This window comes from Mycoplana azooxidifex, assembly GCF_014196765.1.
GTDB classification, from domain to species: domain Bacteria; phylum Pseudomonadota; class Alphaproteobacteria; order Rhizobiales; family Rhizobiaceae; genus Mycoplana; species Mycoplana azooxidifex.
Genome location: NZ_JACIEE010000003.1, coordinates 14,258 through 25,071, shown reverse-complemented (window position 1 = coordinate 25,071; position 10,814 = coordinate 14,258). Strand labels below are relative to the sequence as shown.

Sequence of the window (10,814 nt, the reverse complement as noted above, 5' to 3'; positions counted from 1 at the left end):
ATCGGCGCGGGCCTTGACTTAAGTCCCATAGCGGAAAGTTGCTTGCAGTGTGTGGAGGAACGCAGCCGCGTGGTTCCATCTATAGGCAATCTAAATTACGCTGCCACTGTCACGCAGCAAGAGGAGAAGGGCATGCTCAAGGAATTCAAGGAGTTTATCGCTCGCGGCAATGTGATGGATCTCGCCGTCGGCGTGATCATCGGCGCGGCCTTCAGCCGGATCGTCGAGTCGGTCGTCAATGATCTTGTCATGCCGATCGTCGGTGCGCTGACAGGCGGCGGTTTCGACTTCTCGAACTATTTCCTGCCGCTTTCCTCCAACGTTACGGCCAACTCGCTGGCCGCCGCGCGCGAGCAGGGGGCGGTCCTGGCCTATGGCAACTTCATCACCGTGGCCATCAACTTCATCATCCTGGCATGGATCATCTTCTTGATGGTCAAGGCCGTGAACCGTATCCGCATCAGCGTCGAGAAGGAAAAGGCTGCCGAGGCAGCACCGCCGCCGGAAGACGTGGCGCTGCTGGCGGAAATCCGCGACCTCCTGAAGGCACGTCCCACCGTCTGATATCCCGCCAGGCCCCGGTGATCGCAGCCGGGGCCGCTTCCTTCCATCACCGAAATCGATCAGACGGTCAGAGAAACTGGCGTGATCGGGCAATCGAATCCCGCTAAGGGTTGCCCCAATGGATGTCGCGCCGTTGCCGGCACGGCCATTGTCCTGACGGAGACACGATGGATATTCTCGGCCAATTGAGCCCGCGTGCGCTGAATGCGCCGGAAAGCGGTATCGTCGAACTGGTCAACTATGCGCGCGGCCGGGACGGGCTGATCCCGCTCTGGGTCGGCGAGGGAGACCTGCCGACGCCCCAATTCATTTCGGATGCGGCGATGGCGGCCCTGAAGGCCGGCGAGACCTTCTACACCTGGCAGCGCGGGATACCGGACCTGCGGCAGGCGCTGTCGCGCTACTACGAGCGCCACTTCGGCCACACGCTGTCGCCCGAGCATTTCTACGTCGTCGGCTCCGGCATGCAGGCGATCCAGCTCGCGCTGCAGGCACTGGCCTCGCCGGGCGACGACATCGTCTACCTGACGCCGGCCTGGCCGAACCTGGCCGCCGCCGCCGAGATTGCCGGCGTGCGCCCGCTCGCCGTGCCGCTGCAGTTCGCCGACGGTCGCTGGCGGCTGGACCTCGATCGCCTCGAAGCCGCGATCACGCCGCGCACCCGGGTGCTCTTCGTCAACACGCCGTCCAACCCGACCGGATGGACGGCGACCCGGGAAGACCTGCGCGCGCTGCTGGAGATCGCCCGCCGGCGCGGCCTGTGGATCATGGCCGACGAGATCTATGCGCGCTATTTCTATGCCGGCGGCAGGGCGCCATCCTTCCTCGACGTCATGGAGGACGGTGACCGCATCGTCTTCGTCAATTCCTTCTCGAAGAACTGGTCGATGACGGGGTGGCGCGTCGGCTGGATCGTGGCGCCGCCGCAGATGGGCCAGGTGCTCGAGAACCTGGTGCAGTACTCGACCTCGGGCGTCGCCCAGTTCATGCAGAAGGGGGCGATTGCCGCCCTCGATGAGGGCGACGCCTTCGTCCAGGCCAATATCGACAAAGCGGCCCACAACCGCGACCTGCTCTGCGATGCGTTGATCGCCACTAACCGGGTGGAGACGCTGAAGCCGGACGGCGCGATCTACGCCTTCCTCAAGATCGACGGCGTTACGGACGCGCGGCAGGCTGCAATGGACATCGTCGACAAGACGGGCGTGGGCCTTGCCCCCGGCACGGCGTTCGGCGAGGGCGGGTCGCTTTTCCTGCGGGCCTGCTTCCTGCGCGACACGGCGCAGGTGGAGGAAGCGGCAGGACGGCTGTCGCGCTACATCGCCGCCCTCTGATCGCCACATTTGCGTTTTCGATGCCATCACCGTCTTATGCGGCGGACAAAACAGATTCGGAGAGAACGATGGCAGTATTGGTGACGGGCGGGGCGGGCTACATCGGCTCGCACATGGTCTGGGCGCTTCATGATGCCGGGGAGGAGGTCGTCGTCGTCGATCGCCTGTCCACCGGCTTTCGCTGGGCGATTGCGCCGGAGGCCCGCTTCTACGAGGGCGACATCGCCGACCGCGAATTGCTGAGGCAGATCTTCGCCGAGAATGCCATCGACGCGATCATCCATTTCGCCGGCTCGGTCGTTGTGCCGGAATCGGTCTCCGATCCGCTGAGCTACTACGACAACAACACGGTCAAGTCGCGCGCGCTGATCGCAGCCGCCGTCGAGGCGAAGGTGCCGCACTTCGTCTTCTCCTCCACCGCCGCCGTCTACGGCACGCCGCAGACGGCCGATCCGGTCGAGGAAACCACTCCGTTGAGCCCGGAATCACCCTATGGCTCGTCGAAGCTGATGACGGAGATCATGCTTCGGGACACGGCACTGGCCCACGACTTCGCCTATACCGCCCTTCGCTACTTCAACGTCGCCGGCGCTGATCCGGGCGGGCGCACGGGCCAGTCGACCAGGGGGGCGACGCACCTGATCAAGGTCGCCTCGGAAGCAGCGCTTGGAAAGCGGCAGGGCATGGACGTCTACGGCACCGACTATGCGACGCCCGACGGCACCTGCGTGCGCGACTACATCCATGTCTCCGATCTCGCCAATGCACATCTGAAGGCGCTCGGGCGCATGCGCGCAGGCGGCGGCTCGATCGTCGCCAATTGCGGCTACGGCCGGGGTTTCTCGGTGCTGGAGGTGCTGAACCGGGTCAAGGAAGTCTCCGGCGCCGATTTCCCCGTGCATTTCGCCGGGCGTCGGCCGGGCGACGCCGTCTCGATCGTCGCCAACCCGTCCGTGGCGATGAAGGAATTGAACTGGCAGCCGCAATACGACGATCTCGCCTTCATCGTGCGCACCGCGCTCGATTGGGAGAACCATCTCGGTCGCCGCAACCAGGTCTGACAACGGTACTCAAGCGCGTCGCGATCCTTCGGATTCGGTTAAACGCGCTTGAGTTTTCTTTTTTGGCCGCAAAACCGCTGCACACTTTTGCGCGACATGCCTCGGTGGCGGGAGCGTCGCGCCACCCACCGCCCAGTGCCTGTCGGCGGCGCTACTTGCCGAGCGTCTTTTCCTCATGCTCGATCGAATGGCGGATAAGCTGCGCCCAGAGGTCGTCGTAGAAGTCGCCGTCGAGGCCGTGCGCCTGCGCGTTCTCGCGGGCGTTGTTGCGAACCTCTTCGACGCGCGTGGGAATGTCTGCCTTCAGGCCTAGCTCGGCCTTGATCTCGGCGGCGCGACCGATAAAGGTCCAGCGTTCCGCGAAAAGCGCCATCAGCGCCTGGTCGATCCGGTCGATGTTGTCGCGAATTTCCGCCATGGTCCGGCATTCGGCTGCTTTTTCGGACATTCCCGTCTCCGCTTCTGTGCAAACGTCGGTCCGCCACCGCGGACATCGCGGTCGGCTGTAACAAAGCAGAGGCGGGGAGGAAAGACGAAAGCGCTACGGGGCGGCGCTGTGCCACATACGGGCCGCGCGAAATTCAGGGAGGGTGCGGTCCTGTTCCTGTCTTCCGGCGGTCCCGTATGCTGGCAGGGAGAGTTCTAAACGATGAAGCTTGAGCGAACCTTAAATTAATACTCTCTAATAGGTTGTATTCGGTTGAAGAGGTTTACCTAAGGTGAGGCGTCAGCCCGCGCGCAGGCCGCCGCAAAGCCGCGGCGGACGCGAAGAGATCGAATTGGCAGCCGCCGGCGTGCGGCTATTTCTGCGCCTCCGGAAGGCGGCAACGCCCGTCGGTCGGCGCAATGGCCCGGCACGCCCTCGGTCTGGCTTGCATCTGCGTCAAGGGTTCGAAGACGCTGGCATCCGGCCATTGGTCGACCCGGACGAAATGGGGCAGGCCGAAACTGGCCGGGAATGCGATCGCCGTCATGGCCGACACGGCCAGGATGGCGGCGGAAAGGACAAGCGCTCTCATGTCGATATCCTCGGATCAATGGAAGTTCCACGCGATCCTCAAGCCCAACGCCATATATGGGAGGCGATCTCTATATTTTAATAGTTGCTAATATAAATAGTCCGAGTGCGATGGGCGCAAGCCGCCTGCGGCATCCGCAGACGAGCCGCGCGCGGCGCTCCGGGAGCGCAGGCGCAGTCAGCCGCCATCCTCGACGTTGCCACGCCGTTCGTCCGGATATGTCTTCGGGAGCGGCATTGGTGCCGCGATGGGACGCTCCCCGCCTGACCGCCCGCCGCATGGGCGGTCATTGGGGGCATCGATGCTTCGGGCTAGTCCTTGCGGATGCCCTCTTCGGTCGGCCTGGCAGAAGGATCGACGCAACGCCGAACCGTCTTGACGCCGAACTTGCAGATCTGTGGCTCGACAGAACCGGTGACGGTCTGGTCGATCATGCTCTCATTGGACGCAACGATCGGATCGCCGAACCTTGCGCGGTCAAAATTTCCAAGGGCTGCGAATGCACTAGAGGCCGCAACGGCCACGACAGCGATCGATACAACGAATGTCTTCATCTTGAGGTCCTCTGATTGCGGGTAACATCGGACATCCTCGTGCATGCGAAAATATCATATGGGGCGCGGGGCCTGTGTGTTAAGGGCCCCTGCCGAAAAAACGTCACATTTTGTTAATGGCCCGCTGCTACGGCGCGAACGGTGATTCGGTTCAGGCCGGCTTCAGATAGCTTTCGGCCACTTCCGTCCAGAAGGCGGCGCCGACCGGCAGCAGATCGTCGTTGAAATTGTAACCCGGATGGTGGAGCTGCGGGTCACTTTCGGAGGTCTTCGCGCCGAGGAAGAAGTAACTGCCGGGGCGCTCCTTCAGCATATAGGCGAAATCCTCGCTGCCCATGAAGGGGCGAGGGAGGTCCATCACCTTCTCCGCACCCGCAAATCGAATGGCAATGTCCCGCAGAAGATCAGTCTCGTGCTTGTGGTTGATGGTAGCGTCGTAGCTGCGCAGGTAGTCGACGGTGGCGGTCATCGCGTAGCTCTCCGCCTGGCGCTCGGCAATCAGGCGTATGCGCCGTTCCAGCTCGTCGCGCACGTCAGCATCGAAGGAGCGGATGCCGACGACGATTTCGGCACGCCCCGGAATGATGTTGCTGGCCGTTCCGCCGTGGAAGGAGCCGACGGTGACGACGGTCGGATCGAGCGGATGGATGTTGCGGGAAACGATCGTCTGCAAGGCCATCACGATCGAGGCGCCGGCGACGATCGGGTCTGCCGTTTCCTGCGGCTCGGCGCCGTGGCCGCCGCGGCCGTTGACCGTGATGGTTGCCTCGTCGACGGCGGCCATGATCGCTCCCTCGCGGAAGTAGAACTGGCCGAAGGGCAGCGCCGGCTCGTTGTGAAGCGCGAAGACGGCGTCGCAGGGGAAGCGGTCGAACAGCCCCTCCTCGACCATGATCCTGGCGCCTCCGAAGTTCTCCTCGGCCGGCTGGAAAATCAGGTGGACGGTGCCGTCGAAGTTCCGCCGCTCGGCAATGGCACGCGCCGCACCCAGGAGCATCGTGGTGTGCCCGTCATGGCCGCAGGCGTGCATCAGGCCCGGTGTCTTGCTGGCATAGGGCAAGCCGGTCTCCTCCAGGATCGGCAAGGCATCGATGTCGGCGCGGATGCCGACGGAACGCCGGCCGGTGCCGTTCGAAAGCGTCGCCACGAGCCCGGTCTTGGCGAGGCCGCGCGTCACCTTGTAGCCGTAACTCTCGAGGTGGCGGGCGATCAGCTCCGACGTGCGCACCTCCTCGAGCCCCAGTTCCGGATGGGCGTGCAGGTCCTGGCGGATTGCGGTCAGCTCCGGCATCGCATTGGTGAGGGCAGCACGTACGTTCATGTCAGGCACCACGGGTTGGAATCTTGTTTTCGAGCGTGCGGAACGCCACGACGAGGATGGCCGTCAGGCAAAGGTAGATGAGCGCCAGCAACAGCAGCGGCTCGTATGTAAGGTAGGTCGTCTGCCGGATCTTGGAGATGACGGCATAGACGTCGATCACGGTGATCGTCGCCACCAGTGGTGTCGATTTCAGCTGCAGCACGGTTTCGCCGTTGAGCGTCGGCAGTGCCCGATGGACGGCGCGCGGCAGCCAGATGCGCCGGAACACCTTCCACCGGCTCATGCCGTAGGCCCGTGCGGCCTCGAGCTCGCCGGCCGGAACGCCGGCGAAGGCGCCGCGCATCACCTCGCCCTCGTAGGCGGCAAAGGAGATTGTCAGCGCCGCGGCGCCGTAGGGCCATGCCTCGCGCAGGTAAGGCCAGAGGAAGGATTCCCTGATGGCGGGAAACTGCGGAAAGAGCGAGCCCAGCCCATAGTAGAGCAGCCACAGCTGCAGGAGCAGCGGTGTGCCGCGGATGATCGTGCAGAACGTCTTTGCCAACAGCTTCAGCGGCCAGGGGCCGGTGACCTGCGCGAGCCCGAGCGGGACTGCGAAAAGGAAGCCGAGAACGCAGGTGCTGAAGAGCATCAGCAGGGTGACGCCGACCCCCTGGGCAAGCCGTCCGGCATACTCGGGTATCCAGTCCCAGCGCATGAACCAGGCCATGCAGAAGACCGCGATCACGGCGACCGCCAGCAGGATGATCCGGTGCGGCTTCAGAAAGTCCCTTCCGCTCGGAAGCTCGGTCAGGGCGGTGGCCTCGATGGTGCCTGTCTCGCCGTTCATGCCGGTGCCGCCATGCCGCGCCGGGCGCGGGTTTCGATGATGCGGATGATCACGTTCGAGACCAGCGTCAACGCCAGGTACAGCGCGCCGGCGGCGCAGAAGAACAAAAGATAGGCCTTGGTGCTGCCTGCCGCCTGTCGTGTCACCAGCGTCAGTTCGCTGAATCCGACGACGGCCAGAAGGGCCGTGTCCTTCGTGGCGATGAGCCAGAGGTTGGAAAGGCCGGGAATGGCATGCGGCAGCATGGCCGGCAGCGTGATGCGGCGCATGATCTGCACAGGCGACATGCCGTAGGCGCGGGCAGCCTCGATCTGCCCGGCCGGCACGGCCTTGATCGCGCCGCGCAGCACCTCGGTCGAATAGGCGCCCTGTACGACACCGATGACGAAGATGCCGGCGGCAAGCCCACTGATGTCGACGGGGCCATAGCCCATCGCCGCCATCAGCTGGTTGAGCAGATCCGTTCCCGCATAGTAGAGCAGCAGGATCAGCACGAGCTCGGGAATGGCGCGGACGAGGGTGGTATAGACCTCGAGCAGATCCTTCAGCACGGGTCCGCCATAAAGCTTGCCGAAGGCGCCGCCGGTTCCGAGCACCAGGCCGAGCGCATAGCCGCCGACCGCGATCTTGATCGAGTTCAGGAGGCCGCCCAGCAGCACGCCGCCCCAGCCGGGCGGTTCGAGCGCCAGAAGGCCCCAGTTGATCAGGGTTGCGGGATCTGCAGCCATGTCACTCTAGTCCTGAAGGGGAGATGGGCCGGCGGTATCGCCACCGGCCGTCTGACGTCGATCAACCGCCGTAGATGTCGAAGTCGAAGTACTTCTTGGAGAAGGTGTCATAGATGCCGTTGGCGCGGATCGCCTTGATCGCGGCGTTGATCTTGTCCTTCAGTTCCGTCTCGCCCTTGCGCAGGCCGACGCCCACGCCGGCGCCCAGGATTTCCGGATCGTCCTTGACGTTGCCCTTGTGCTCGCAGCAGTCCTTGCCCTGGTCGGACTGCAGGAAGGCGTCGAGCGCGATCGCATCCGCCTGCACGGCGTCGACGCGCCCGGCTGCCAGGTCGTTGTTGGCTTCGTCCTGGGTCTGGTATTCCTTGATCGTCGCGCCGGCCCCGCCGAAATACTTGTCGGCGTAGGACTGGTGGATGGTGGCTACCTGGACGCCGATGGTCTTGCCGGCAAGGCTCTCCGGCGTGGCGTCGAAGGCGGCGCCCTTGGGGCCGATGATGCCCGTCGGCGTGTTGTAGTACTTGTCGGAGAAGTCGATCGTCTTGAGGCGCTCCGGGGTGATCGACATCGAGCCGACGATCATGTCGATCTTGTTCGTGGTCAGCGCCGGAATGATGCCGTCCCAGGCGACCGGGGTGACGACGCAGTCGAGCTTGGCCTCGGCGCAGATCGCCTTCATGAACTCCACTTCCCAGCCTTCCCAGTTGCCCGAAGCGTCGGGCGAGGCAAATGGCGGATAGGGCTCGGCGGCAAAGCCGACCTTGATCTGCTCGGCCATGGCGCCGCCGATGCCGGCAAAGCCGATGACGGCGGCAAGTGCGATCGTCTTCAATGCAGTCTTCATGTTTTTTCCCTCTGTTGGTTTTTTGGTAGTCTCAGTGGATGGAGCTGATGAATTTCTTCAGCCGCTCCGATTTCGGTGCGCCGAAGATTTCCTCCGGTGGTCCCTGTTCCTCGATGACACCGTTGGCCAGGAACACGATGTGGTTGGCGACGTTGCGGGCGAATTTCATCTCGTGGGTGACGAGGATCATCGTCCGCTTCTCCTTCGCCAGGTCGCCGATGACGGTGAGGACCTCGCCCACCAGCTCCGGGTCGAGGGCCGACGTCGGTTCGTCGAAGAGCATGACGTGCGGCTGGACGGCGAGCGCCCGGGCGATTGCCGCGCGCTGCTGCTGGCCACCGGACAGGAAGGCGGGATAGGCGTCGCGCTTCTCGAACAGGCCGACGCGCCGGAGGATCGTCTCGGCCCGCTCCGTGGCCTCGGCCTTGCCGATCCCGAGCACATGGACGGGCGCTTCGATGACGTTCTGCAGGATCGTCATGTGCTGCCAGAGATTGAAATTCTGAAACACCATTCCGAGGCGGGAGCGGATGCGCTGCACCTGCTTGCGGTCGGCCGGCATGAGGCCGCCGCGGCCGTCCTTCTTCATGGCGATCTGCTCGCCATGGATCGTGACCGATCCGGCGCTGGGCAGTTCCAGCATGTTGATGCAGCGAAGGAAGGTGGACTTGCCCGATCCGGAGCCGCCGATGACGGCGATGACGTCGCCTTCCCGTGCCGTGAGGGAAACCCCTTTAAGGACCTCGAGCGGTCCGAAGCGCTTGTGCAGGTTTTCGACTGCGATTGCCTCAGCGCGATCCGTCATCGGATGGTCTGCTCCGATGCGCGGCACAAATGAGCTTGGCTCATGCCAAATCTTCCCCTGTTCGTCTTTTGCAACCCGTCCTTGCGGCGGGCTGTCCTGCTTGGCGCGGCCATCTTCGTGTCCGTCGCTTCCTTCCATTGACACCATCGTTGCACTTGTGGCGTAGTTGTTCAAGCGTATAATAATCCCGCCGCCGGCTTTTTGTCCGGCCCTGCCCAAACACTGTTTGCAATCAAAGGAGTAGCGGATGTCCGCTTTCGGTTCCCAGGAGATGTCGGCTTCCCTGCTGCGCGTTTTGATGCGGCGTCCCGGTCCCAGCCTCGTGTCGGCCGATCCGGCGAAGTGGCACTACGGACCGACGTTCGACGGGAACAAGGCGGTGCGCCAGTACGCTGAATTCGCCCGGCTTGTGGAAAAGTCCGGAACCGAGATCATCTGGCTGGAGGACGAGGGCGACGGGCTTGCCGACGCCATGTTCACCCACGATCCCTCGCTGATGTCCGACCATGGCGCGATCCTGCTGCGCATGGGAAAGCCGCTGCGCGTGAACGAGACGGAGCTGCACGAGAAGGCCTATGCGGATCGCCAGATTCCGATCCTCGGCCGTATCGAGGCACCCGGCACCGTCGAGGGCGGCGACTGCATCTGGCTCGATGCGAAGACGCTCGTCGTCGGCCGCGGCGTGCGCACCAACCAGGAGGGCATCGACCAACTGACGACGATGCTCTTCCCGCACGGCATCGCCGTGCTCGCCTACGACCTGCCGCTGTGGCAGGGCGAGGAGGCCTGCCTGCACCTGATGAGCGTCATGAGCCCGCTTGCCGGCGACCTGGCGCTCGTCTTCGCGCCGCTCCTGCCGGCTGCCTTCTACCAGTTGCTGAAGGCGCGCGGCATCCGCCTGATCGAGGCACCGGCCGACGAGTTCCGCGCCAGCAACGGCCTGAGCCTGAACGTGCTGCCGGTCCACCCGAACGAGGTGATCATGGTGGCGGGCTTTCCGAAGACCAAGGCGGCGATGGAGGCTGCCGGCTGCGTGGTCGAGACCTTCGAGGCCGACGCGCTCTGCATTGCCTGCGAAGGTGGCCCGACATGCCTCACCCGGCCCGTCCTGCGGCGGGCGGCATGAGCCGCCGGTCCTTCCATCGTGCCCCGGAAGCGGAGCGCCGCCATGACCTGATCGAGGCGACGCTGGACTGCATCGCCGAAGGCGGGTTGCAGGGCGCGACGGTCCGCCAGATCGCGATCAAGGCGGGCGTGACGGCAGGGCTGATCCGGCACTACTTCGTCTCCAAGGAACAGATCCTCCAGGAGGCCTACCGGGTGGTGATCGGCCGATTGACGGAGAAGGCGGAGCGCGTGGCGGGCACCCCGGACGAGCGCCTGCGCTCGTTCATCGTCATCAACCTGACCGAGCCCGTCGCAAACAGCCGTAGCCTGTCGCTCTGGGCGTCGTTCATCAGCCGCGTAAGCGTCGACCCGGCTCTCGCTGCCATTCACCGCGAGGGCTATCTCGGTTTCCGCAACGCGCTGGAAGGGCTTTTGGCGGATTTCCTGGCGTCCAGGGGGCTCGATGCCGGCCCGGCGCGCTGCCGGGCGCTGGCGATCGCCATCAACGGCCTGCTTGATGGCCTCTGGCTGGAAGGATGCCTTGCAGGTGAACTCTTCGAGGAAAGCGAGTTGGTCTCGACCGCGCTCTCCTCCATCGAGGCCCTGATCGGCCAGCCGATAGCACCGCCGGCACCAACAAAATAAGATAGG

At 64.3% G+C, this 10,814-nt stretch carries 13 protein-coding genes; 5 read left to right on the top strand and 8 right to left on the bottom strand.

Annotated features, from left to right (window positions below; all coding sequences use genetic code 11):
* Window positions 1–132 precede the first annotated feature (132 nt).
* The 3 genes from mscL to galE all read left to right on the top strand — a co-directional run bounded on the left by mscL (window position 133) and on the right by galE (window position 2,959).
* Window positions 133–564, top strand: coding sequence for a large conductance mechanosensitive channel protein MscL (gene mscL, locus GGQ64_RS06645; RefSeq protein ID WP_183801038.1), 432 nt, complete (start codon window positions 133–135; stop codon window positions 562–564).
* Between the two features lie 167 nt (window positions 565–731).
* On the top strand, window positions 732–1,898 hold the full coding sequence (locus GGQ64_RS06640) for a pyridoxal phosphate-dependent aminotransferase (RefSeq protein ID WP_183801035.1): 1,167 nt from the start codon (window positions 732–734) through the stop codon (window positions 1,896–1,898).
* Window positions 1,899–1,966: 68 nt separating this feature from the next.
* Window positions 1,967–2,959, top strand: coding sequence for a UDP-glucose 4-epimerase GalE (gene galE, locus GGQ64_RS06635; protein ID WP_183801032.1), 993 nt, complete (start codon window positions 1,967–1,969; stop codon window positions 2,957–2,959).
* 151 nt (window positions 2,960–3,110) lie between these two features.
* Here galE and GGQ64_RS06630 read toward each other — a convergent pair whose 3' ends face one another.
* The 8 genes from GGQ64_RS06630 to GGQ64_RS06595 form a co-directional block, all read right to left on the bottom strand.
* On the bottom strand, window positions 3,111–3,407 hold the full coding sequence (locus GGQ64_RS06630) for a chorismate mutase family protein (protein ID WP_183801029.1): 297 nt from the start codon (window positions 3,405–3,407) through the stop codon (window positions 3,111–3,113).
* A 352-nt stretch (window positions 3,408–3,759) separates the two neighbouring features.
* Window positions 3,760–3,978 (bottom strand): hypothetical protein, encoded by a 219-nt coding sequence (locus GGQ64_RS06625; RefSeq protein ID WP_183801026.1) that lies wholly within the window; start codon window positions 3,976–3,978, stop codon window positions 3,760–3,762.
* Window positions 3,979–4,289: 311 nt separating this feature from the next.
* On the bottom strand, window positions 4,290–4,532 hold the full coding sequence (locus GGQ64_RS06620) for a hypothetical protein (protein WP_183801024.1): 243 nt from the start codon (window positions 4,530–4,532) through the stop codon (window positions 4,290–4,292).
* Between the two features lie 151 nt (window positions 4,533–4,683).
* The gene (locus tag GGQ64_RS06615) at window positions 4,684–5,853 is read right to left on the bottom strand and encodes a M20 aminoacylase family protein (protein WP_183801021.1); all 1,170 of its coding nucleotides are present in this window, start codon (window positions 5,851–5,853) and stop codon (window positions 4,684–4,686) included.
* A 1-nt stretch (window position 5,854) separates the two neighbouring features.
* Window positions 5,855–6,679, bottom strand: a complete 825-nt coding sequence (locus GGQ64_RS06610; protein ID WP_183801018.1) for an ABC transporter permease — start codon at window positions 6,677–6,679, stop codon at window positions 5,855–5,857.
* Window positions 6,676–7,407 (bottom strand): ABC transporter permease, encoded by a 732-nt coding sequence (locus GGQ64_RS06605; protein WP_183801016.1) that lies wholly within the window; start codon window positions 7,405–7,407, stop codon window positions 6,676–6,678. The genes GGQ64_RS06610 and GGQ64_RS06605 overlap by 4 nt, the downstream gene beginning before the upstream one ends.
* A 61-nt stretch (window positions 7,408–7,468) precedes the next feature.
* Complete coding sequence (locus GGQ64_RS06600; protein WP_183801014.1) at window positions 7,469–8,251, bottom strand: transporter substrate-binding domain-containing protein; 783 nt, start codon at window positions 8,249–8,251, stop codon at window positions 7,469–7,471.
* A 31-nt stretch (window positions 8,252–8,282) separates the two neighbouring features.
* Complete coding sequence (locus GGQ64_RS06595) at window positions 8,283–9,056, bottom strand: ABC transporter ATP-binding protein (RefSeq protein WP_183801011.1); 774 nt, start codon at window positions 9,054–9,056, stop codon at window positions 8,283–8,285.
* Between the two features lie 247 nt (window positions 9,057–9,303).
* Between GGQ64_RS06595 and GGQ64_RS06590 the strand changes: the two genes are divergently transcribed.
* Together GGQ64_RS06590 and GGQ64_RS06585 are read left to right on the top strand one after the other, a co-directional pair.
* Complete coding sequence (locus GGQ64_RS06590; protein WP_183801008.1) at window positions 9,304–10,182, top strand: dimethylarginine dimethylaminohydrolase family protein; 879 nt, start codon at window positions 9,304–9,306, stop codon at window positions 10,180–10,182.
* Window positions 10,179–10,808, top strand: coding sequence for a TetR family transcriptional regulator C-terminal domain-containing protein (locus tag GGQ64_RS06585; RefSeq protein WP_183801005.1), 630 nt, complete (start codon window positions 10,179–10,181; stop codon window positions 10,806–10,808). Before GGQ64_RS06590 ends, GGQ64_RS06585 begins: the two co-directional genes overlap by 4 nt.
* Window positions 10,809–10,814: the final 6 nt, after the last annotated feature.

What these genes read in the sequence shown, in the direction of transcription:
- GGQ64_RS06640 (WP_183801035.1), top strand. Translation starts at nt 732, where the DNA reads ATGGATATTCTCGGCCAATTGAGCCCGCGTGCGCTGAATGCGCCGGAA.
- mscL (WP_183801038.1), top strand. Translation starts at nt 133, where the DNA reads ATGCTCAAGGAATTCAAGGAGTTTATCGCTCGCGGCAATGTGATGGAT.
- GGQ64_RS06605 (WP_183801016.1), bottom strand. Translation starts at nt 7,407, where the DNA reads ATGGCTGCAGATCCCGCAACCCTGATCAACTGGGGCCTTCTGGCGCTC.
- GGQ64_RS06590 (WP_183801008.1), top strand. Translation starts at nt 9,304, where the DNA reads ATGTCCGCTTTCGGTTCCCAGGAGATGTCGGCTTCCCTGCTGCGCGTT.
- GGQ64_RS06595 (WP_183801011.1), bottom strand. Translation starts at nt 9,056, where the DNA reads ATGACGGATCGCGCTGAGGCAATCGCAGTCGAAAACCTGCACAAGCGC.
- GGQ64_RS06620 (WP_183801024.1), bottom strand. Translation starts at nt 4,532, where the DNA reads ATGAAGACATTCGTTGTATCGATCGCTGTCGTGGCCGTTGCGGCCTCT.
- GGQ64_RS06615 (WP_183801021.1), bottom strand. Translation starts at nt 5,853, where the DNA reads ATGAACGTACGTGCTGCCCTCACCAATGCGATGCCGGAGCTGACCGCA.
- GGQ64_RS06610 (WP_183801018.1), bottom strand. Translation starts at nt 6,679, where the DNA reads ATGAACGGCGAGACAGGCACCATCGAGGCCACCGCCCTGACCGAGCTT.
- GGQ64_RS06630 (WP_183801029.1), bottom strand. Translation starts at nt 3,407, where the DNA reads ATGTCCGAAAAAGCAGCCGAATGCCGGACCATGGCGGAAATTCGCGAC.
- GGQ64_RS06600 (WP_183801014.1), bottom strand. Translation starts at nt 8,251, where the DNA reads ATGAAGACTGCATTGAAGACGATCGCACTTGCCGCCGTCATCGGCTTT.
- galE (WP_183801032.1), top strand. Translation starts at nt 1,967, where the DNA reads ATGGCAGTATTGGTGACGGGCGGGGCGGGCTACATCGGCTCGCACATG.
- GGQ64_RS06585 (WP_183801005.1), top strand. Translation starts at nt 10,179, where the DNA reads ATGAGCCGCCGGTCCTTCCATCGTGCCCCGGAAGCGGAGCGCCGCCAT.
- GGQ64_RS06625 (WP_183801026.1), bottom strand. Translation starts at nt 3,978, where the DNA reads ATGAGAGCGCTTGTCCTTTCCGCCGCCATCCTGGCCGTGTCGGCCATG.